General features: G+C 42.8%; 18 protein-coding genes. 8 read left to right on the top strand and 10 right to left on the bottom strand.

Features of this window, described 5'->3' with window-relative positions:
• Positions 1–162: 162 nt before the first annotated feature.
• Genes AUR67_RS16015 through AUR67_RS16030 form a run of 4 tightly spaced genes read right to left on the bottom strand, consistent with a single transcriptional unit; the run spans position 163 to position 3,262 of the window.
• Entirely contained in the window at positions 163–1,326 is a 1,164-nt protein-coding gene (locus tag AUR67_RS16015) for an ATP-binding protein (RefSeq protein ID WP_058586020.1), read from the bottom strand.
• A 27-nt stretch (positions 1,327–1,353) separates the two neighbouring features.
• Positions 1,354–2,064 carry a response regulator transcription factor gene (locus tag AUR67_RS16020; RefSeq protein ID WP_058586021.1) on the bottom strand — a complete coding sequence of 237 codons (711 nt, stop codon included), beginning with the start codon at positions 2,062–2,064 and terminating at the stop codon, positions 1,354–1,356.
• Entirely contained in the window at positions 2,064–2,447 is a 384-nt protein-coding gene (locus AUR67_RS16025) for a DUF3019 domain-containing protein (protein ID WP_058586022.1), read from the bottom strand. Before AUR67_RS16025 ends, AUR67_RS16020 begins: the two co-directional genes overlap by 1 nt.
• Positions 2,447–3,262, bottom strand: coding sequence for a MipA/OmpV family protein (locus AUR67_RS16030; RefSeq protein ID WP_161936944.1), 816 nt, complete (start codon positions 3,260–3,262; stop codon positions 2,447–2,449). The genes AUR67_RS16025 and AUR67_RS16030 overlap by 1 nt, the downstream gene beginning before the upstream one ends.
• 426 nt (positions 3,263–3,688) lie before the next feature.
• Here AUR67_RS16030 and tkt point away from each other — a divergent pair, with 426 nt between their 5' ends.
• On the top strand, positions 3,689–5,689 hold the full coding sequence (gene tkt / locus AUR67_RS16035; RefSeq protein ID WP_058586024.1) for a transketolase: 2,001 nt from the start codon (positions 3,689–3,691) through the stop codon (positions 5,687–5,689).
• A gap of 121 nt (positions 5,690–5,810) precedes the next feature.
• Here tkt and tal read toward each other — a convergent pair whose 3' ends face one another.
• Positions 5,811–6,764 carry a transaldolase gene (gene tal / locus AUR67_RS16040; protein ID WP_058586025.1) on the bottom strand — a complete coding sequence of 318 codons (954 nt, stop codon included), beginning with the start codon at positions 6,762–6,764 and terminating at the stop codon, positions 5,811–5,813.
• 231 nt (positions 6,765–6,995) lie between these two features.
• Between tal and AUR67_RS16045 the strand changes: the two genes are divergently transcribed.
• From AUR67_RS16045 to AUR67_RS16070, 6 genes are all read left to right on the top strand, one after another.
• Positions 6,996–8,648: a ribulokinase gene (locus AUR67_RS16045; protein ID WP_054562996.1), complete on the top strand. Its 1,653-nt coding sequence runs from the start codon at positions 6,996–6,998 to the stop codon at positions 8,646–8,648.
• Positions 8,645–9,340: an L-ribulose-5-phosphate 4-epimerase gene (locus AUR67_RS16050; RefSeq protein ID WP_058586026.1), complete on the top strand. Its 696-nt coding sequence runs from the start codon at positions 8,645–8,647 to the stop codon at positions 9,338–9,340. The genes AUR67_RS16045 and AUR67_RS16050 overlap by 4 nt, the downstream gene beginning before the upstream one ends.
• A 23-nt stretch (positions 9,341–9,363) precedes the next feature.
• The gene (gene araA / locus AUR67_RS16055; RefSeq protein ID WP_054562995.1) at positions 9,364–10,863 is read left to right on the top strand and encodes an L-arabinose isomerase; all 1,500 of its coding nucleotides are present in this window, start codon (positions 9,364–9,366) and stop codon (positions 10,861–10,863) included.
• A 136-nt stretch (positions 10,864–10,999) separates the two neighbouring features.
• Complete coding sequence (locus AUR67_RS16060) at positions 11,000–11,584, top strand: HAD family hydrolase (protein WP_055020604.1); 585 nt, start codon at positions 11,000–11,002, stop codon at positions 11,582–11,584.
• Between the two features lie 215 nt (positions 11,585–11,799).
• Positions 11,800–12,867 carry an aldose epimerase family protein gene (locus AUR67_RS16065; protein WP_235591851.1) on the top strand — a complete coding sequence of 356 codons (1,068 nt, stop codon included), beginning with the start codon at positions 11,800–11,802 and terminating at the stop codon, positions 12,865–12,867.
• A 12-nt stretch (positions 12,868–12,879) separates the two neighbouring features.
• Positions 12,880–14,829: an RICIN domain-containing protein gene (locus tag AUR67_RS16070; RefSeq protein ID WP_235591852.1), complete on the top strand. Its 1,950-nt coding sequence runs from the start codon at positions 12,880–12,882 to the stop codon at positions 14,827–14,829.
• A gap of 399 nt (positions 14,830–15,228) precedes the next feature.
• On the opposite strand, the gene AUR67_RS16075 is transcribed toward AUR67_RS16070, so the two are convergent.
• Positions 15,229–15,624 (bottom strand): DUF4019 domain-containing protein, encoded by a 396-nt coding sequence (locus AUR67_RS16075; protein WP_058586027.1) that lies wholly within the window; start codon positions 15,622–15,624, stop codon positions 15,229–15,231.
• Between the two features lie 158 nt (positions 15,625–15,782).
• Positions 15,783–16,217 (bottom strand): DUF4019 domain-containing protein, encoded by a 435-nt coding sequence (locus AUR67_RS16080; protein WP_058586028.1) that lies wholly within the window; start codon positions 16,215–16,217, stop codon positions 15,783–15,785.
• A 518-nt stretch (positions 16,218–16,735) separates the two neighbouring features.
• Between AUR67_RS16080 and AUR67_RS16085 the strand changes: the two genes are divergently transcribed.
• Positions 16,736–17,686 carry a diguanylate cyclase gene (locus AUR67_RS16085; RefSeq protein ID WP_058586029.1) on the top strand — a complete coding sequence of 317 codons (951 nt, stop codon included), beginning with the start codon at positions 16,736–16,738 and terminating at the stop codon, positions 17,684–17,686.
• 11 nt (positions 17,687–17,697) lie between these two features.
• On the opposite strand, the gene AUR67_RS16090 is transcribed toward AUR67_RS16085, so the two are convergent.
• The 3 genes from AUR67_RS16090 to AUR67_RS16100 form a co-directional block, all read right to left on the bottom strand.
• Positions 17,698–18,117, bottom strand: coding sequence for a hypothetical protein (locus tag AUR67_RS16090; RefSeq protein WP_058586030.1), 420 nt, complete (start codon positions 18,115–18,117; stop codon positions 17,698–17,700).
• Positions 18,118–18,247: 130 nt separating this feature from the next.
• Positions 18,248–21,667: a LamG-like jellyroll fold domain-containing protein gene (locus tag AUR67_RS16095; RefSeq protein ID WP_058586031.1), complete on the bottom strand. Its 3,420-nt coding sequence runs from the start codon at positions 21,665–21,667 to the stop codon at positions 18,248–18,250.
• Between the two features lie 353 nt (positions 21,668–22,020).
• On the bottom strand, positions 22,021–22,983 hold the full coding sequence (locus tag AUR67_RS16100; protein WP_058586032.1) for a glycoside hydrolase family 43 protein: 963 nt from the start codon (positions 22,981–22,983) through the stop codon (positions 22,021–22,023).
• Positions 22,984–23,501: the final 518 nt, after the last annotated feature.

The following is a 23,501-nucleotide window of genomic DNA, read 5'->3' on the forward strand; positions in this document are numbered from 1 at the left end:
CATGTGATCTAACTTCCCTCGAAGGATTATAATTATGAGCTCGCGCAGCGGCGAACGGTTGTAATCAGTAGGGATAGTGTTGAGTTGTGACTATAACATCAATGAAATGTAAACAATTGGCACACACTGTTACAGCTTGGTACATTTTTACCGAAAAACTGTTTATCGAAACAAGATGCTTGCTCTTGCTCCGCTTAAGGTTTGCGCGTTATCTAAGCTAAATTTTGCGTTGTTCCACAGGCATAGCTGCTTAACGATTGATAAGCCAAGGCCAACACCTTGGTAGCCTGTTTGGTGCACCGAAGCGGTTTTAGAAAATGGCTGCATGAGGCTGGCGCGCATGTGTTCTGGGATCCCCGGGCCATCATCTTCAATCACTAGCAAAGTGCCGCTTTCGCATTGTGAAAGCCTGATATGAATTTGCGTTTTAGCAAAGCGAACCGCGTTCCCGAGTAAGTTTTGCAATAAGCGTTGAAAGCTTTGTTTATCAACGCAAATTTCTGTTAATTCGCAGTCAAGGCGAATAGCCAAAGGGCTATAGCTTTGAAACTTAGTAATGCAGGGCTGTAATAGCTCGTCTGGGCAGTAGTCTTTCACTAACAAGGTGGGCTCGCATTGTTCGAGCTCGGCATAGGTTAAAAACTCTTCGACTAAAAGCTCAAGTTCAATAATGTCTTGCAACACACTGTGCCGATAAGCGTTGTTATCAACGACCGCTTCGAGGGCGAATTTAGCCCGCGAAATAGGGGTTAAAAAGTCATGAGAAACAGCATTGATCAATTCGCGTTGGCTTTGATTACGGTTATGCAGCGCTAATGCCATGTTATCGAAGGTATCGCCAATGCTCTTTAGCAAGCTAAAACGTGTGAAGTGTACTTGTGCTGTAAAGTCGGCATTTGACATTTTACTACTGGCTTTGCGCAGCTTAGTTAAGTCAAACAGCAGCGGGCCTGTAAAAATCACCACAGCTAAGGCAAGGCTAGAGTAAAACAGAAGGCTCACTAAAGACTGATAGCCCTGATCAGCAGGCTGGCTGTAGGGGCCAATGCTTAATAAGGTCTCTCTATCATCTGCAAGTTTATGAAAGTAAAGGTTGTTATTAGCATCGTTAACGCTAATCACCTGACCTGCTAAAAGTGATGTCTGTAATTGTTCACCAAGGTAAAAGTTCGCCAGAGGTGTTTGTTTAATATCAGGGTTATTGGGGGCAAGACTTAAGATGCTTTCTGCTAATTGCTGCTCTGTACTGTAACTCGGTGGGCTTGGAAAATAGGTTTCTAGTAACCAAGCGGCGCTCCCCAGACAAACTGCTAGGGTTAAATACAAATAGCAAAACAGGCGTAGCAAACTGAATTAACCCCACGCTTGTGGAGAAAAAACATATCCTTTGCCCCAAACAGTGACGATTTTTTGTGCGGGTACCGCTTCGTCACCGAGTTTTTTGCGTAAGCGACTAATGCGGCCATCGATTGTGCGGCTTTGACCATCATATTTACGGCCAATGGTGCCATCAAATAACTGATCTCGACTGACCAACTGACCCGCTGATTGAGCTAGTTGGATCAGTATTTCGAACTCTGCACTGGTCAATTCAAGTGGCTGGCTATGCAGGTAAGCCTCGCGCTGAATAGTATTAATACTTAAAGAACCAAAGCGAATATTATGCGCGTTATGGGTAGTACTTGTTGGCTTTACAGCTTGGCTGCGGCGAATAGTATTGTTAATTCGCGCTAATAAAATAGACGGGGAAACTGGTTTGGTTAGGTAATCATCGGCGCCTAGCTCAAGGCCAGTGATATGATCGACTTGGCTCTGCCTTGCGGTCATAAAAATAATTGGCGTATCTTGATATTGTTTTAGTTCTTTAAATACCTCAAAGCCATCTTCTGATCCTAATCCGATATCAAGCAAAATTAGGTCGTACTTTTTGCAGCTTGCTTGGTAACAGGCATGGCAACCACTTTCAAAGTGTTCAACGGTATAGCCATGATCAGTTAAATAGTTAGAGACTAGCTGGGCAAGTTTTAAATCATCTTCAATATATAAAATAGTATGCTGGCTCATCAAAAAATACTCCATGCGATATCACGTCGGCGTTTTTTAACATGCTGGTGGAATAAACTAATTTCAGTGCTTTCTAATGGCTCTAACTGTTCGCTAAGTAGCTCTAATACAATGTTACGATTGTTTTGCACTGTGATTGCAAAGTTTTGCCCTTGATTTGGCTTTTGGCAGAACAGCCTAATTTGTTGATCAGTAACACGAATGCACACCGTTTCGCTGACTTCGGTATACCAATTAATCGATACATCCATCACGCAATCTTGCTCTACCGTTACACAGTTTTCTGGTGTTGCCTCGATATAACCGGCTTGTGCGAATGTACTGCCAACAAACGCGAGGCTAAAAATGAATAGGAGTGAAAAAAGCTTCGTACGCAACATCATCAGTAATTCCATGCAAAGCCAGCATAAAAAGACAGTAAGTTGCTGTCATCGATAAGGGGGCTATCGGCAATACCCGATGATAAACGTTGGTATTTTATATCGCTGATAAATTGCCATTGTTGATTAAACTGATATTGGTAACTGGCTTTTAGATTGTACTTTTGACTAGAGTGACCTAAAAAAGGGCTAAATCCGGCTCGCATCTCTTGTTGTGCGCTGCCATAGTAGTAATCCACTAAACCTGCACTTAAATGTTGTATTTCTGCGCCAAGCAAAACTAGATGCTGATCAAACAAAAACAAGCGCTGTGCAGATAATGCGCCTTGTAACCCTTTGTGATAGTTGGTGAGCTCCATTGACCAATACGCGCTAAAACGCCAGCTTTGCCAGTCAACGATAGCTTCAATACCGCTCATGGCAGACAGTTTACGTTTTGATATTTTAGTAATATCACCGCGGCGCTTTGTCACCGCTGCTGTGTCGACACCTGAACCAGGTGGTGGCGGTGTCATTGAGGGGCGGCCGCCGGTTGTTCTAATCGCGGTCAGTGCTGCTGAATGTTTAGCAAAATACAGCCCGTCTTCATTGAGTTGGGTGAATAACGACACTTGATAGTTATCGCCCCACACGGGTGTCCAAGCAAACTGAGTATTTGCAAATGAAAAGTCACCGGCAAATACCTCAATGCGCGGTAGGGCATAAAGAGGAATATCGTCTTTTTTATAAACCGGGTTGTCGAGTTGACCATAACCTAAGCTTAAACCAAGGCTTACTCCTTCATCTGCTAAATAAGCAGAGTCAGTGCTGCTTGCCATTGGTGAAAGGCAAAATGCACTAATTAGAAATAAAACTCGTAGCCCAAGTGAGCAACTACCTAGAACAGTCACAAATAAACAACCTTAATGAAAAACCTTGTTAACATTAAGTTGTTATCAATGGCTTGAACAATGAAATAATGTACCAAATTGTAGCAAGGTCTGGTTTTTGTAACCTAAATTAGTTAAGTAAATTGCTTGATAAATAAGCATATTTCACTAATTTGGTTTGGTTATTTTGAGTGGTGTCGTCATTTCTTTAGTTAGAAAAAGTTATTAACAATAAAATGGTGTTAAAACCTGCGCTTAGCGGTACAAAATGGCCCTAAATACACGTCATTACTGGCATGGCGGTTTATTAAGTTGCTATTTGGGTGAGTTTTTGCGATATTATTTATATTATAATATTAACAGGAAGCTAATAAGATGACTCTGCCTAGTTCTCAATCTGCAAATGCTATTCGCATACTTGCTGTCGATGCCGTTCAACAAGCTAACTCTGGCCACCCAGGTGCGCCTATGGGTATGGCTGATATTGCAGCGGTATTGTGGCAAAACTTTCACCGCCATAACCCATTAAACCCAGACTGGTCTAACCGTGACCGCTTTGTGTTATCAAATGGCCATGGTTCAATGCTTCAATATGCATTGTTACACCTAAGCGGTTACGACGTAAGCATCGAAGATATTAAGCAATTCCGTCAGCTTCACTCTAAAACACCGGGTCACCCAGAATACGGTTACACACCGGGTGTTGAAACAACTACGGGCCCATTAGGTTCTGGTATTGCTAACGCAGTTGGTATGGCAATCGCTGAAAAAACCTTAGCAGCGCAATTCAATAAGCCAAAGTTTGATATCGTTGATCACTTCACTTACTGCTTTATGGGTGACGGCTGTCTAATGGAAGGTATCTCGCACGAAGCATGTTCGCTGGCAGGTACATTAGGCCTAGGCAAGTTAATCGCATTTTGGGATGACAATGGCATCTCTATCGATGGTGAAGTAGAAGGTTGGTTCACCGACGATACGCCTGCACGTTTTGAATCTTACGGTTGGCAAGTTATTCGTGATGTTGATGGTCACGATATGAATGCAATTGCGGGTGCAATCGAAGCGGCACAAAGCAACACTACGCAACCAACACTAATCTGTTGTAAAACAGTGATTGGTTTTGGCTCGCCAAATAAATCAGGTAGCCACGACTGTCACGGTGCACCACTGGGTCACGACGAAATCGCAGCAGTACGTGAGCAGCTAAACTGGCCACACCCAGCATTTGAAGTTCCACAAGAGGTTTATAACGAGTGGAATAATCAAGCGAAAGGCCAAGAGCTTGAAGGTGCATGGCAGCAAAAGTTTGCAGCTTATAGCAAAGCACATCCTGAACTTGCAAAAGAATATACACGTCGTGTTCTTGAAAAAGCATTACCAGCTAACTTCGCTGAATTAGCTGATGAGTACATTGCTAAATGCCAAGCCGACATGCAAAACATTGCGACACGTAAAGCATCACAAAATGCGATCACTTTCTTTGCTAACCAGCTTCCAGAATTAATGGGTGGCTCAGCTGACCTTGCAGGTTCTAACTTAACCTTATGGCCAGAAGCAAAAGGTTTACAAGATGCAGCTGATGGTAACTACGTATTCTATGGCGTACGTGAGTTTGGTATGAGCGCAATCATGAATGGTATTGCCTTGCATGGTGGCTTCATTCCATTTGGCGCAACTTTCTTAATGTTTATGGAATACGCACGTAATGCAGTACGTATGGCAGCATTAATGAAAGCGCAAAGCATTTTTGTGTATACCCATGACTCTATCGGTCAAGGTGAAGATGGTCCAACTCACCAACCAATCGAGCAAATCGCTAACCTTCGCATGACACCAAATATGACTGCATGGCGTCCGTGTGATGAAACTGAAACAGCAGTAGCTTGGCGTCAATCGTTATTAAAAGAAACAGGCCCAAGTTCACTGATTTTCAGCCGTCAGGGTACCAAAGCAATGGCACGTGATGCACAGCAAGTTGCTGACATTGCAAAAGGGGGTTATGTACTTGTTGATAGCGAACAAGCTGCAGAGCTTATCCTTATTGCAACGGGTTCTGAGGTAGAGTTAGCTGTGAATGCTGCTGCTGAGCTAAAAGCACAAGGCAAGCAAGTTCGCGTGGTATCTATGCCATCAACGAATCAGTTTGATAGCCAAGATAAAGCATACCGTCAAAGCGTGTTACCAGCTGGTACACCTAAGATTGCTGTTGAAGCTGCACACCGTGACTTCTGGTTCAAGTATGTTGGCCAAGATGGTGATGTACTAGGCATGGAGACATTTGGTGAATCAGCGCCTGGCGCAGTACTGCTTGAGCACTTTGGTTTCACAGTGGCAAACCTAGTTGCAAAAGCAAACGCATTACTTGCTGAATAATGTGACTGGTAAAAAATTATCGTAATCGCAACACGATAAGCCTGCCTTTGTGATGATGTGCAGGCAATAAAAAAGCCCGCAAACTTTGGTTTGCGGGCTTTTTGCTGCTTAAACAATCGGTTTAAACTAATTCGCTTAAGATTGACTCTAGTTTCTCTTGGTCAATTGCGAACTGACGAATACCTTGGCTTAGCTTTTCAGTAGCCATGGCATCTTCATTCATTTCCCAGCGGAAAGCTTGCTCAGTCATTGCAGCTGGCGCTTCTGCTTTTTCTGTTGCTGGTAATAGTTTTTGAGTTAATGGTGCGTCAGTTGCAGCTAGTTCAGCAAGTAACTTAGGGCTGATAGTTAAACGGTCACAACCTGCTAATTCTTGGATTTCACCGATGTTACGGAAGCTTGCGCCCATTACAATCGTGTCATAGCCGTGCTTTTTGAAGTAGTTGTAGATATGCGTTACTGACTTAACGCCCGGATCGTTAGCACCGTCGAAATCAGCGCTTGCATCTTGTGCTTTGTACCAGTCAAGAATACGACCAACGAATGGTGAAATTAGGTAAGCACCCACTTCGGCACAAGCACGTGCTTGAGCAAATGCAAATACCAGCGTTAGGTTACAACGGATACCTTGCGCTTCAAGTACCTTAGCTGCTTGAATACCTTCCCATGTTGAAGCAATTTTGATTAACACGCGTGATGTGTCGATACCTTGCTCTTTATATAAAGCAACAAGCTCAAGTGCTTTATCAACAGTTGCTTGAGTATCAAATGATAAACGCGCATCCACTTCTGTTGAAACTAAACCTGGCACTTGCTCCATTAATTTAGAGCCAATTAATACTGCTAGCTTATCAGCTGCTTTTGTTACAACTTCTGCTGTGTCACTGCTTTGTGCTTTTGCCCATGATACGGCTTCGGCAGCAAGTGGGCGATATTTCTCAATTTGAATCGCGTTTAAGATTAGTGATGGGTTTGTTGTAGCATCTTGCGGTTTATATTCGTTGATTGCTTCAAAATCACCCGTGTCAGCAACAACGGTTGTTACTGCTTTAAGTTGTTCTAATTGACTAGACATATTTATCCCATTCTTATCATACAAAAGTTAATGTAGTGGCTTTAACCTATTATTTGTGCTGAAAAAACAATCTAATCTACCAGAGAAACTGCGCAATAAATCGCCCGCCAGCAGCAAATAATCCTGTTAATAATATTTTTATAATACCTTTACAATCTGGTATTGTTGATATTATCATACAAATAAAGATAATGACTAACAATGTTAGTAAGCAATTAGTGAAAGGTAATTATGTCTCGTTATACGTTGGGATTAGACTACGGGTCGGACTCGGTAAGAGCATTACTCGTTGATGTTGCGACTGGTGAAGAACTTGCCAGCCATTTAGTAAACTACCCGCGCTGGGCACAAGGTTTATACTGTGACCCAAGTAAAGATCAGTTTCGTCAGCATCCACAAGACTATATTGATAGCCTTGTAGAAGTAGTTAATGGTCTTTGGTCACAAGTTCCAGCAGGTACTGCAGACAAAGTAGTGGGTATGAGCTTTGATACGACAGGCTCAACACCTGTTGCAATTAATAGCCAAGGTACACCACTGGCATTAACTGAAGAATTTGCAGAAAACCCAAATGCAATGTTCATTTTGTGGAAAGACCATACGTCTATTAAAGAAGCAAATGAAATCACTGAAGCTGCAACTAACAACGATGTGAACTACCTTTCACATATGGGCGGTATCTACTCTTCTGAGTGGTACTGGGCCAAAGCATTACATATTTTCCGCGTTGATAGCAGTGTTAAAGCAGCCACTTATTCATGGGTTGAGCACTGCGATTGGATGACCGCGCTAATGTGCGGCACTACACACCCTGAAGCATTAAAGCTAGGTCGTTGTGCAACGGGCCACAAACAAATGTGGAACGAGCAGTGGGGCGGTTTCCCACCAAACAGTTTCTTCAGCAATATCGATCCACTATTAGATGGTGTTGTTGATACGTTAAATGCAACTACAGAGCCAAGCGACCAAGTTGCTGGCAACTTAACTGCAGAGTGGGCCGAGAAACTAGGTTTACCACAAGGTATCGTAATTGGTTACGGTGCATTTGACTGTCACATGGGCGCAGTAGCAGCCAATGTTCGCCCTGGCGTTCTAACCAAAGTAATGGGTACTTCAACTTGTGACATCACAGTAACGTCTAAAGAACAACTAGGTGATACTTGCGTTAAAGGTATCTGTGGTCAAGTTGATGGCTCAGTAATCCCTGGGTTAATTGGTTTAGAAGCCGGTCAATCTGCATTCGGTGATTTATACGCATGGTTCAAAAACCTAGTACTTTGGCCAACTCGCCAACTTACAAATCTATCTGACGCTGAACAAGCGTTAGTTAACAAGCTAGAAGATTCAATCTTAGTTGATCTATCAAAAGCAGCGGCAGCACTGCCTGTAACAAGCAACGATGTAACTGCGCTTGATTGGGTAAATGGTCGTCGTACGCCAGATGCTGACCAAAGCGTTGCCATGGCATTAACAGGCTTAAAAATGGGCACTGATGCACCTAAGTTCTTCAAAGCACTTGTTGAAGCAACGGCCTTTGGCGCACGTGCTATCACTGAGCGTTTCCGTAGCGAAGGCGTACCAATCGAGTCAGTGGTCGTTATCGGCGGTATTTCTAAAAAATCAGACTACGTAATGCAAACTTGTGCTGATGTTTGGAACTGCCCAATCGACGTTTTAGAAAGTGAGCAAAGCTGTGCATTGGGTGCGGCAATTATGGCTGCGGTTGCTGCGGGTGAGCACGCAACAGTGGCAGATGCTCAAAAAGTTATGGCGTCGTCTGTATGTCATCAGTATTTACCAAACCCTGAGCGCGTTGCTGTGTATGACGAGCTTTATGCCAACTACCAAGCACTTGCAAGCTATGTAAACGGAGACAAAGCATGAGTTTTACTGAACTAAAACGTGAAGTCTATGAAGCGAACATGGAGCTGCAACGTCGTGGCTTAGTAATTTATACCTTTGGTAACGTATCGCAAATCGACCGCGACAAAGGCGTGATTGCGATTAAACCAAGTGGTGTTTCGTACGACCAAATGAAAGCCGAAGACATGGTGATCGTCGACCTTGAAAACAACATTGTTGAAGGGTCTATGCGTCCGTCTTCTGACACCAAAACGCATGTTCATTTATATCGCCACTTTGATTCAATTGGCGGTGTAACACACACGCATTCGACCTATGCAACTGCATGGGCGCAAGCAAAACAAAGCATTCCTTGCCTTGGCACAACTCACGCTGACTATGTACACGGTGACATCACCTGTACTCGTGAGCTAACTGATGAGCAAGTGAATGGCGATTATGAATTAGAAACCGGTATTCAAATTACTGATGCGTATCAAGACCGCGATCCGAAAGCTGCACCTATGGTGATTGTTGCGGGTCATGCGCCTTTCACGTGGGGTAAAGATGCCGCTCAGTCTGTATACCATGCCGCGCTACTCGAAGAGATTGCACGCATGGCGTATTTAACACGCACTTTAGATCCACACGCAGCTGAACTTAAAAAAGCAGTGATGGATAAACATTATCTACGTAAGCACGGTAAAAACGCGTATTACGGTCAGAGCAAATAGCAAGAATTTAGAGGATTATTAACATGACGACGATGACGAAAGAAGTCTGGTTTGTTACCGGCTCACAACATCTTTATGGTCCTAAGGTGTTAGAAACGGTTGCCAAAGACAGCGAAGCAATTGTAGCAGGCTTAAACAGCGAAGCTAATCTACCAGTAAACTTGGTATGTAAGCCTACCGTTAAGTCACCTGAAGAAATTCACGCTGTTTGCCAAGCGGCAAATACGGATCCTAACTGTGTTGGTTTAGTTTTATGGATGCACACTTTCTCACCTGCGAAAATGTGGATTGCTGGCCTAAGCGAATTACGTAAGCCTTGGTTACATCTTCATACTCAGTTCAATGCAGCCCTTCCTTGGTCTGACATCAACATGAACTACATGAATACGCACCAAAGTGCACACGGTGACCGTGAGTTCGGTTTCATCGGTACTGTAATGCGTAAAGAGCGTAAAGTTGTTGCAGGTCACTGGCAACGTGCTGACGTACAACAGCAGTTAGATGACTGGTGTCGTGCGGCAAAAGGTTGGGCAGAAAGCCAAACACTTAAAGTTGCGCGTTTTGGCGACAACATGCGTCAAGTTGCAGTTACTGAAGGTAACAAAGTTTCAGCGCAAATTACCTTTGGTTATGAAGTACACGCGTTTGGTGTCGCTGAGCTTGTAAAAGTGGTTGATACTATCACTGAAGAAGAAGTTGATGCACAGTTAGAGCTTTATAAGCAAGACTACGTAATTGCTGACGAAACTCTACAAGACGACTACGCAGTGAAAATGCTACGCAACGAAGCACGTTTAGAGCTTGGTATGGAGCGTTTCTTAGAGAAAGGCGGATTTAAAGCATTCACTAACTGTTTTGAAGACTTATCAGGTCTTTCTGGTCTTCCTGGTCTAGCTACACAGCGCCTAATGTCGAAAGGCTATGGTTACGGTGGTGAGGGTGACTGGAAAACAGCTGCTATGGTTCGCATCATGAAAGTAATGGGTGAAGGCCGTGACGGCGGTTGTTCATTCATGGAAGATTACACTTACAACATGGGTGAGACTGACCAAGTACTTGGCGCGCACATGTTAGAAGTGTGTCCTTCAATTGCAGCACAAAAACCACGTCTTGAAGTTCACCAGCACACTATCGGTGTGAAATGTGATGTAGGTCGTTTATTGTTTACTGCAAAACCGGGTGCTGCAATCAACGTATCACCAATTGATATGGGTAACCGTTTCCGTATTCTGATCAACGAAGTAGATACAGTGGCTCCGCCAGCTGATTTACCTCACTTACCTGTTGCTTCAGCGCTTTGGGAACCAAAACCAAACCTATCTGTAGCATCAGCTGCATGGATCCACGCCGGTGGTGCACACCACACTGCATACAGCCAAGCAGTAACAACCGATATGATTATCGATTTTGCTGAAATGGCTGGCGTTGAAACGATGATCATCGATAACGATACGACGATCCGTGGTTTCAAAACAGAGCTTCGTCATAACGCAGCTTACTACATGCTAAAACGTGGCGTGTAAGAATTAGTACTTTATGTACTAGAACGTGCTGTGTGTGAGCACGTTCACCCCAAATTTTGTTGTCGATTAAGCCAGTGATGAGCCTCGCTCTTCGCTGGCTTATGCTATTGTGAAGCGAAACATTTTAGGAGTAGATATGATCGATTTAAGCGCCTACCAAGGCATTATTTTTGATATGGATGGCACCTTAATTGACTCGATGGGCAGTCACTTACAGGCATGGCAAAAAGCTTGCGAAGCCTATGGCTACCCATTCGATTACGACTACATGTACAGCTTAGGTGGCATTCCGACCGTTAAAACAATTGAAATGCTTAACGAAAAATTTGGTTTAGAACACGACCCTCTGGTTGTGGCAAAAGATAAACACCAGTTTTGGGTTAATTTACAGCACCAACCGCTAGTGATTGACGAAACCGTCGCAGTACTTGAAAAGTACCATGGTGTATTGCCTATGGGCGTTGGCACAGGCGCTGACCGAGAGCATGCAATTGATCATCTAACGGATACCAATTTAATAAATAAAATTGGTGCGTTAGTGACTGCAAGTGATGTAAGTAAAGGCAAGCCAAACCCTGAAACATTCTTAAAAGTGGCAGAGCAATTAGGTGTTGAGCCAAGCCAATGTGTGGTGTTTGAAGACACGCAAATTGGTTATCAAGCTGCCAAAAGTGCGGGAATGGATTGCATCATGGTGAAAGACGGAAAAATCCAACTTTAGCGATTAAAGTTGCAATGACACCCTTATTTGTATTATAAAACTATAAATACAATTACAAAAAGGTTATTCATATGTCATTGCAATGTGTTTTCCAAGGTTTAAAAACAACTCATCAAACAGCCAGTTCGAACACGAAAAAGTCGCGCGGGCTTTATGCATTGTTGGTGACATGTGGGATTGCCCTTACACCAGCTTGTGCTCATCAAGGAGACAATATGACTACTTCCCCTTCAGCATCAATGACGGCCTATGGCGTACTGGCTGATCAAACGCCGGTTAATCAAGTAACGCTGACTAACAGCAATGGTATTAGCGTTGATGTAATCAACTACGGCGGCATTATCACGCGTATTGAAACACCAGATGCAAAAGGCGAAATGGGTAATATTGTACTGGGTTTAGATAACCTAGAAGCATACACAAAAGCGACAACTTACTACGGTGCAATCATCGGCCGTTTTGGTAACCGTATCGCAAACGGTAAATTCACGTTAAATGGCACTGAATACCAATTAGCAACTAACGATGGTGACAACCACTTACATGGTGGTGTGCAAGGTTTCGATAAAAAAGTGTGGAACATGACACCGTTCACGACGCAAAACAGTGCTGGTGTTACCTTAAGCTTAGTTAGCCCTGATGGTGACCAAGGTTACCCGGGTGAAGTGACGACTGAAGTAACTTACACGCTAACGAATAACAACACGTTAGATATGCAGTTTATTGCTACAACAAGTAAGCCTACCATCATCAATATGACGCAACACAGCTACTTCAACCTAGCAGGTAAAGGCGACATTCTTGATCACCAAATGCAAATTAACTCAAAAGCAATTACCCCTGTGGATGGCGGCTTGATCCCAACTGGTGAGTTGATGGATGTTGCAGGCACACCGTTTGACTTCCGTACTGCTAAAGCAATCGGTCAAGACATCAAAGCTAGCAACGAACAACTGAAACTTGGTAAAGGTTATGACCATAACTTTGTGCTTAAAGACACGCCAAGCAATGAACTTATTGAAGCAGCGACGGTTTACGAAGCAAATTCAGGCCGTACGTTAACAGTTTACACAGAAGAGCCTGCTGTACAGTTTTATTCAGGTAACTTCTTAGACGGTAGTACTCAGCAAGCGTCTGGCTTAGTGCATAATTTCAGAAGTGGTTTTTGTTTAGAGCCACAGCATTTCCCTGATGCACCAAATCAGCCAACGTTCCCAAGCACAACATTATTACCGGGTGACGTGTATTCAACACGCATCGTGTACGAATTTGGTACAAAATAAAGGAACACAATCGTGAAAACAACAAAGCTTAAAAGCGCAATGCAAAAGGCTGGCTTAGCCAGCGTATTTGCCTTGTCGTTTGGTGCACTGACTGGTTGTCAGACTACAGCTGAAGACAACACAGCTAAAACAACTGACGTGGCAGCCACAGAAAAAGCGCCAATCCAAGATAATGGTATTTTTACCAACCCACTTTTTCCTAATGGCGCCGATCCATGGCTTGAGTACTGGGATGGTAACTATTACCTAACCACAACAACATGGACATCTGAGTTAGTGATGCGTAAATCACCAACGCTAGCTGGCCTTGCTGATGCAACACCTGTCAATGTTTGGTCTGATTCAAACCCTGAGCGCTGTTGTAACTTTTGGGCGTTTGAATTCCATCGCCTAAAAGGGCCAAACGGCTACCGCTGGTACATGATGTACACAGCCGGTACTGATGGCACTTTAGATAACCAACACTTAAATGTACTAGAAAGTGCCGGTGATGATCCTATGGGTCCATACGAATACAAGGGCGCATTAATGCCTAACGTATGGAACATCGACGGTAACTACTTAACATACAAAGACAAGCTATATGTGATTTACTCACAATGGCAAGGCGATCAGCAATTAAACATTATTGCTGAAATGGAAGATCCATGGACACTGAAAGAGAACTCACCGCATACGGTGATCACGCGTCCTGAGCTAGATTGGGAAATCAGTGGTCGTAAAGTAACTGAAGGCGCTGAAATTTTACAGCACAATGGTCGTACGTTTATGACGTACTCAGCAAGCTTCTGTAATACTCCTGATTACAAACTAGGTATGCTTGAGCTTGTTGGTGACGACCCACTTAAAGCGAGCAGCTGGAAAAAATACGACAAGCCAGTATTTGAGCGTACTGAAGAAGTGTTTGGCCCAGGTCACAACGGCTTTTTCACATCGCCAGATGGCACCGAAGACTGGTTAGTTTATCACGGTAATGATTCGGTAGAGCACGGTTGTAGTGCGACTCGTTCATTACGTGCGCAAAAATTTACTTGGAACGACGATGGCACGCCAAGCTTTGGTAAACCATTAACACCTGGCGTTGAAGTAGCACCGCCATCAGGTGAATACGGTCCACTAGTAACGCGAGTACAAGGTCAGCGCTATCAATTAGTGAATGCAACAAGTGGCTTATGTTTAGACATCGCAGCTGATCCACAAGATGCACGTGCGGTGCAACGTCAGTGTGCAAGCACCAATGGTCAATGGGTTATTGATGCAACAACAGATGGTTTTGTTCGTTTAGCTAACCGTGAAGACAGCAAGTTCTTAGAGCTTGAAAGCTGTAATGACGCAGATAACGCTAAAGTACAATCTGCAGCATGGCGTAATAACTTCTGCCAGCAATGGAAAGTAGCACCAAGCACAGATGGTAATGTATCTATTACTAACCGTTACACAGGCAAACCATTAGCGGTTGCTGGTTGTTCTGCTGCACAAAACCAAGCGGTTTTACAGCAAAGCGACGCAACAGCGTGTGGCGACTGGCAATTACGCCCTATGGGTAGTGTTGTAGTATTAAGCCAACAAAGTGGTAAAGCACTTAGCGTAGCAGATACAGTTAAATCAGGTACCAATGTTGAGCAACAAGCATATACGCATAAAGATGCACAACAATGGTTCTTCACACCAACAGATACTGGCTATGTAAGCCTTAAACAAAGCGCTGACAGCGAGTTCTGTGCTGCGGTAGCTGATAACGCCTTAGTACCAGGTGCCAACGTAGAAATGGCCTCTTGTGCAGCGAAAACAGCACAGTGGCGCATTGCGCCAGTAGAAGGTGGTGGTGTGATGCTTATCAACCGCTACACAAAACAAGCGCTTGGCTTAAGTAACTGTGGTTTAGCTGAAAACACTAACTTCGCACAACAACCTGATTTAGGTAACAAGTGCCAAGTGTTCCATCTGCGTGAACCAAATTAAGTTATAAGTAAAAAATCGACTCAACCAAAGCCACTTCATTTATGAGTGGCTTTTTTTATGGTCAGCCTTCAGCTGTCAGTTTTTAGCCGAGCGGTGGGGTATGTTGGTGATATGTCTGTCTGCTCGTAGGGTGTTGATTTCATGACGCGCCAAGCAAGCGTGACGCCTACGATATACTTGCCCTGTTCATTCTTCGGGTAGGTTGGTTTGAGCGAAGCGAAACCCAACATAATCCATCAAAACCTTCTCATGCCTCTGCATTGCATATAAAACCCCACGTAGGAGGTACTTTAGTGCCGAATTTTGTCCATCACATAATCTTCACGGCTAAAGCCGTTCTACAATGCAATCCTAGAACCTAGAACCTAGAACCTAGAGCCAAAAACCTAAATATAACCCCTAATTAATAAAATAACCGATAGGTTGCCACTGGCCACTACTTTTACTGAGGCTAATTGTTTCAATGGCCTGCTCTTTATTCATAAATTGGCTTTGAAACTGAATGATCACGTATTCACCATCAGGCAGAGAGGGTAAAGAGTCATAATTCATCAGGCTTAAATTCTTACGTAAAATCACCTTGCCAAGCGGTACCCGAACTTGTTTTAACGCTTTACTCCAGTTGCTTTGTGGCATCGCTTGTTTAAATAATAAGTCTGCTTGCTGCCAACTTTGCTGATACTGACCGTTGTCGATTAACGTAAGCCAGCTTTTAGCGCGATGAATAACTTCGAGCTCTTCAGCATTTGCACAAAAGCAGCTTAAAAAAATGATTAGTAAGAGCGTTTTTCTCATAGCAATTCCATTTACTTGTTGTTTATTGAATTCGTCTTGAAGTGTTTTTATGTTAAGGCGATGAACAATAAATACTATTCATCAATTGTGCGGTTTATTTTCCCGCAGATAAGCATTTCTTACAGCACATAGCTCAAGGCGCTTTGTGCTGTTCTAAATTAATCGATCAGATAGCCTAGTGGGTGCCAGCCATCGGCGGCTTTGCTAAGGCTGAGCGTTTCAACTACAGCCTCTTTATTCATAAACTCGGTTTGAAACTTGACCACTAAATACTCACCATTTGGCAGGCCGGGTAATGAGTTATATTCTGCTGTGCCAAAATAGGTGCGAGACATAACTCGGCCTAAAGGAACGCGTATTTGATTTAATGCCGTTTGCCAGCGAGCTTTTGGCGTGGTGTTTTGAAAGACCTGATCTGCTTGCTGCCAGCTCTCGTGGTACTCTCCTGAATCGACCAAGGTTAACCATGCTCTAGCTGTTGAAACAGGGCTTGTTTCTTCAGCTGAGGTGAAAAAGCACACCAATAATGATGCCAGTAAAAACAGTTTTTGTAGCGTAAATCCATTTACAGAAAGTAATAAAATTTGACGCATAAGACGCCCTCACTTCGTTCATAGGGTGAATTCATAATACGAATGAGTTGGTTAATTTCTATACTGAAAAAGTAGTAGGGAAGGCTTTTTAGTGGGATTTAAGTGTTGTTTTTTATTTGAGCGATCTTTGCAATTGAGTTCGAAAAGTGGCGATGTAGTTTAGATTGTTAAGTTTATATTGTTGATTTATTAAACAAAACAATTCGTTTTAATAGCTACAAAATGTAACGACAATGACCCTAAATAACACTTGTTTTTGCTGCTAAGGAAGTTTCGTATTTGCATGCTCGATATTTCAGAGCCCGCATAGTTACTGGGTTTTTGACCCTTTTTTGGGTTTTGAGAGAGGAGTTAGAAAGGGGAAAGTTAGAAAGGGGAAAATTGGCTATAGCCGGAAAGGCACAGTCCAAACCTAAAAGCCATTAGTCACAGATTGGAAGCCCTGCTATTTGTCGTCACTTGAAAATCCCGATAATGCAAACTACCCTCAACGGTGAACCAATAGGGGTAAACTTTATATGGATAGCTCGCTTAATTTATTACGAAAAAAAGCTGAAAAGGATCTGAATCAAGCAACACTTGAAAGCAATGTTGTTTTGGTTGAAGACAGTGATCTTGATTTTACTGTTATTAACAAAGTGCTATCACCTAAGTACAACCTCAGGCGCTTCTCAACTGCCGAGCAATTGTTAGAGCAATTCACTAATTTAAAAGTCTCACTTTTTTTACTTGATTACCGATTGCCTGGTATGGATGGGATTGAACTTTGTCAGACCATTCGCAGTGTTCCTGCGTTTGAGCATACACCCATAATCATGTTAACTGGCGAAGCCTATGCAAGCTTTGAATATAAATTTTGGGACGCAGGATGCAATGATTTTATTGCTAAACCTTACAGTGCAGTAACACTGCAAAAGCGTGTAGAAAAAGAACTAAAATACAGTGCTTTGCTTGAGCAACATAAAGAAGCCTCAATGATTGACTCGCTCACTAAAGTTTTTAATCGACGCTATTTAGAAGTGGTGATGAATCAACTGAGTGCAAGGCATGAGTCACCCGAAGTCTCAGTGTTATTACTGGATATTGATTATTTTAAAAAATATAACGACCGTTATGGCCATTTGGCTGGTGATGCGGCGCTTGTATCAGTTACTAACACAGTCAAAAGAGCATTAGCACGCGACACTGATTTTATTTCACGTTGGGGTGGTGAGGAGTTTGCCATAGTTCTTCCGCACACTAATCATGATGGCTGTCAGTTGGTGGCAAAACGAATAATAGACCTATTGCACGAAGAGCATATACCCCATGAAGACTCACCGAGTGGTTATTTAACTATTTCAATTGGTGGGGTGACTGTTCCGGAATCTCCAAGAGATTGGAAGACACTTTTCTTAAAGGCTGACGAAAACCTGTATGAAGCTAAAGAGAACGGGCGTAATCAATACTGTTTAAAGCCTAAAGCCTAAAGCCTAAAGTTTTATACTAAGACATTCATTAGCACTCCAGGGTCGCTGATACCAGCTTCTTTAAGCGCGTCGCTAATTGATTGGCTAAGAGACATTATTTGCGTTTGGATTTCCATAACCATCTTGGTCTGCGTTTCAACTTGCACTTTTACAGCTTCATCTTCTTGGTTTTTGAGCGCTTGCAGTTTGGCTAATTGCTCTTTGGCAAGTTCGAGTTGTTCTTTGAGCTTTTCGAGTTGCTCAACCATTTTGCGAATATGCGCGGGGAGTTCGCTAGATACTTCTTCTTTTTGAGCGGGCTCTACTTCACGACCAGAGAGCTTATTCATTTCTTGGTTGCTGAGCTTGTAGCCTACTTTTGAACTGGTATTACTGCTTGCTGTATCTGCGTTTGAGATAGTTAACGCATTTGCTAATGAGTTAATAGCCATAACGATTGAGTTTAAAGGTAAAGATAGCTATGTATCGGAAAGGGGTACTAAAGCTTTAGAAAAAAGCCGGGTTTTCACCCGGCCTTTCCAGACAACAAATAGTTGAGGTGAGGCAGCTCACCTCACTTTGTTACTCCTGTGCAGCAGCTGCATCAAAGAGTGCTTTTATTTCTTCAGCGCTAATCGCACCGTTGAAAATTTTCAGTTCATCGATAGCACCGTTATAAGGTGTATCCCAGTAGTTAACACCGAGTGCAAACTCATTGGTTTCACCAGGAACCGTGAATACACGCGGGAAGCCATCGGTTTCTAGCTGTAATTCACCGTTAACATACATCTTCAACACATCACCGTTCGTACCATCAACAGTGAATGCAACATGTGTCCATTCTTTTGCTGGAATACGGCTATCTAGTTCTGCATTATCGAAGAAGGCACCGTTATTTGCCCATAAACGAGTTAGGCCTGTACCTGCCATAGATGGCACATAACTTAACCAAGAGCCTGCACTTGCACCTGCGAAGAACGCTGTAGTGTAATCAGTGAAGGTTTCAGGTTTTAACCACATAGATACTGAGTAGTCATTGGTCGTGATTAAGTTATCCGGTAAACGAACACCTGAACCTTCAAGGAATACTGCTTGACCCATGATACCGTCAACAAAAGTTACGTTACCACCAGTGTTGTTGATGAAACCACCCGTTGGTTTACCCGCTGCATACGCACCGTTTAATGCACTTAAGTCACCTTCGAAGCTGTATTCAGCAGGTGCAAGTGATTTTAAGGTTACATCGAATGACTTAGTATCAGTAAAGTCTTTGTAGTTAATAGTTGCAGTTAATGTCACTACTTGGTCGCCAGCAGAGGCGCTAGGTTGTGTCACAACAGCTGTGCCATTAACCGGTTTTAAGTACTCTTCGTTGTTTGACGTCCAGCTAATACCAGATACAAATGGACCTACACGCGGTAACTCAAAGCTTTCACGTACTGCAGATACATCACCTAAATCAAGCGCATCAGTAATGAAGCTCTCGAATTTAGTCGGATCTGTCAGGTTATTGATAGCCGCACCATTAATGTCTAGACCGTTTAGCGCGTAGTCATAAACGATGAATTCATCAATTTGACCTTGGAAAGGTAAATCCCAACCGTAGTTCACACCAAGGGCAAAGTTACCTGTTTGTTCGCTAAAGAAGTCAGGGCGAGGCATCGAACCTGCACGTACACCATCACGATAAAGTGTTGCAGTGCCATTAGCATAAGTGATTGCAATATGATTCCAATCCATTACCGCTGGAGAGTCAGAGATGATTTGGTTCCACATATCTGTGCCATCATCAGCTAAGTAACGGCTCCAAAGCATTGGTGTTGTTGTAAAGTGAGTACTACCCGGGATCAAGCTCATCCAACGTGCATCAGAGGTTGATGCGAAGAATGTAGGCGTGAAGTTAGTTAGTACTGTTGGCTTAAACCAATAAGAAATAGTGTACTCATCGCCTGTTACTAACTCATCAGGTAAACGAACACCCGTTGCACCATCAAAATTAAATGCTTTACCTGTTTGACCTTCTGCGTATGCAGCTGTACCAGCACCCACATTTAACATGTTGTTATCTGTTACACCCGCATCATCAAGGTTACCTAAGCCATCACTGAGTGAATCTTCAAATGCATAGTGTGCAATCGCATTTTTAAACTCTGGGCGCGCTTCTAGATTTACATTAAATGTTTTAGTCGTGCTTTCACCGTTTAAAGAGATATTAGCCGTTAAAGTAACCGCTTTATCACCACGATCTGGCGTTGGAATGAATACAGAGCCTTCACTGGTGATGTAGTATTCATCACTGCTTTCCCAGTTAATTGCAGCACCGTCTTTACCTTTCGTTGGTAATGAGTAGCCTTCGTCAGCGATTGATAATTCAGTTTTAATATCAAGCGCTTCTTGAACAGTACCCAGCACGTTTGCAGTATCCGTAATTTCATCACGTTTACTTGCCCAAATGGTAGCGCCTTCGCTTGATGTAGCTGACACAGTTACAGCCATTGCTTTAGTTGCATCATCCCATTGCCATTTAGCCACGCCAAAGTAAGTACCTGAATCTAACTCAAGTTTAATATTTGAGTCATCAATCATGTACCAGATACCTGGATCATCACCGGTTACTGAGTGATCTTCGTTTAAAGCAATATGCATTGAACGAATAGCATCTGTATTTACATCGTTACCATGGTTGATAAATTTGTAATAGCCGTAAAGCTCATCTGCCACAACCATGTTGTCGCCTTCAAGCGGCACATAACGTTGTGGAGAAGCCATAGGCCAACCTAATGAGTTAATGAACATTTCATGTACGCGAACTTGGTGCGCTTCTGAAATGGTTGGGAACTCAGTAGACGTTTGTGGGAAACGTGTATGCGTTACTAAGATATGACGACCTGTCGCTTCATCATAGTAAGCAGAGTTATGGCCCGGTGATTGGTAGCCCCATGCTGGTGCTGTTTCGCCAAGTTCTTGCGTGTACTCAAAGCCGCCCATTAGTTTTTCGCCGACCTCTAAGCCGCCGATAGCTGCAATGTCATTACCTGCGTTATCTAGGTAAGGGCCATCTGGTGTTTTAGAGCGAGCAACACGGATGTTGTAACCACCATTAAGATCAAAACCAGCAACAGAGAAGAATAGGTAGTAGTATTCACTTTCTGGGCTGTACATTACAAATGCACCTTCCATTGCACGGAAGTCACCGCCTACTAGTTTTTTACCATAGCCTTGCCCAGCTTCTGGCATACCTGTTTCTTCGTCCATTGCTAGCACGAAAATACCGCCAGAGTATGAGCCGTAAACCATCCAAAGTTTGCCATCAGCATCATAGAAGGCTGCAGGGTCAATGGCGTTAGGATCAACGGCACCATTCCATGTTGTTTGGCCATTATCAAGTGGGTAAGCTGCAAACTCCGCTTCTGTACGATAACCGCTGCGTAAGAAAATACCTTTGTTTGTATACGGACCTTCGATATTGTCAGCTTCAGCTAAACCAAGGTAAGAGCGATTCCAACATACTTCATCAACAACATCTGGTGTATCTGGGTTATCTTGTGCACAGTGGTTATAGTAGAACCAAAACTTACCATTTGGCGCTTTGATTACATCGGCAGCCCAGTTTCCTGTAAAACCGTCTGTCCATTCAATACCTTCGGCAATTTCACCTGTGTAGTTGTAATCAAATAATGGGCTTTCATTAACGGCTGCGTTAGCTGAAAGGCTCGAAATCATTTCCCAGTTCAAGAGATCTGTTGATTTAGCGGCAGCAAGGTGTGAACCAAAAATATAATAAGTATCGTCAACTTTAACGACAGAAGGATCGTGCACGCTTACATTGGTAACCATTACGCTACCTGATTCAGTGTATTCAACACTGCTGCTTACTGTCGGTTTTGCACTTTGCGGGTCGGCAACCGCTGGTGCTGTGTCAAGCTTAGTACCATCTTCTTTGCCACAACCTGTAACAGCCAAAGAGCAGGCTATGACCATGGCTAATTTATTTAATTTCATTTTATGTGTCCTCTTGAAACTGGGATTCATTTTTTATTCGATTGTTGTCAATAAAATTGCCGCGTGCCTATATCAAACTAATAAGAACGTAGTATTGTAATTTTATAGTACGATTTAAAATGTGCAAATACTTTTGCAAAGGTAATTGATATGTAAACATGAAGTATCAGTGTTTACAATATGTACAGCGTGATTTTAATTTTTTCAAGTTGCCAATTTGGGCGCTTTTTTCGCTGTTTTTGCTCTATTAGGGAAGTTTTTTGCTTATCTGCAAGTGAGGATTTTCCGGTAAATTTGTTTATTTGTATTACATTTGAACACTAAAAAGGGCTCTTAAAGAGCCCTTTTTGAGATTACTTGTCTTGTTTACTTAGACCTTCAGTGGTCATGATAATACGTTTAAGTGTGCCATCTTCGTTGTAATAAAGCGGCTCAATCGCCACTGAACGGCGAAAACGCCCGCCACTTGGTTTGCCATCAATTGGTGGTACGGCACCAGTATGGTAAATAAAGTAGTCTTTACCTTTGTATTCGATGATTGATTGGTGGTTGGTTTCGCTGTTACCTGCGATCTCATTCAAGATACCTTTATATTCCCATGGCCCATGAATACTTTTGCTCATGGCATAACAGATCTTCTCAGGGAACTCACATGCGTAAGATACATAGTAGTTGTCGTTTTTCTTATGAACCCATAACGCTTCGGTAAAGTTTGGTAAGTCTAGCGTTTTAATTTCACCATCAAGAGAGAGTAAATCGTCGCTTAGCTTTACGTATTTTGGCATTAAGTTACCAAAAAACATGTAAGTATCGCCGTTTTCTTCGGTATAAATAGCAGGGTCGATGTCGTCCCAATCATTTGGCGTATGCTTGGTCATATCATCGGTAACCAGTGCGTGACCAATTGCATCTTTAAATGGACCTGTTGGTGATTTAGAAGTTGCAACACCAATTGCAAAGCCTGGCTTTGTGTCATCGTGGCGAACAGTTGTAAAGAAGTAGAAAGTGCCATCACGCTCAATCATGTGTGAAGCCCATGCTTCACCTTTAGCCCATTTAAAGTCTGTTGCTTTCATGATTGGGCCGTGTTTTTTCCAGTTCACCATATCTGTTGATGAAAAGGCTAACCAGTCATGCATTTCAAAAAACACGTCATTATTAGGTGCTTCATCATGGCCTGTATAAAGGTATACGGTGTCATTGTGAACAAGTGCAGCAGGGTCTGCAGTAAATACATCGGTAAATAATGGGTTTTGTGCAACAGCTAAGCTGCTCGAAAAAAGTAATGGTAGCGCTAACGCTTTCAATTTCTTCATGAGTGTCCTTAGTAACTAATAATTGTTGTTTGAACTGCAGCTTTTTTCTACTCCGAGCTCGCTCTAAGTGACCAGATAATACACAGTGTATGCCTGATTATACTGAGTAACTGATTGTTTACATCGAAACAAACCAGTAAAAGTGCAGCAAAAAATAACTCTATATTGTATTATTGTATTTTAATCATAGTAGCATCAAAATACGCTGGGTAAATAACTTGTTAGCCTTTTTTGTTGCTCTGGATGAGTGAAAGACAAATTAAAACAAGCAAACGAATAACCGCTAAGTAGCTGATAATAATGGGTCTTAATAAATTCCCAAAATAAAAACGCAGCATGCTTTGAGTTTGTAACATGTTATAATTGCAACGTTTTTTGTAAACATAATGGCAGTTATTTTAATTTGGCTTTTTGAGTTGACTGTTAAATAATCATACAATATGATTAAAGTTCAGGCAGCAATGTATTAACATAAAAATATAGACACACTCGCGCACCGTTTTGACAACACACGATGC

The organism is Pseudoalteromonas sp. XI10, assembly GCF_001469895.1.
Lineage (GTDB): Bacteria > Pseudomonadota > Gammaproteobacteria > Enterobacterales > Alteromonadaceae > Pseudoalteromonas.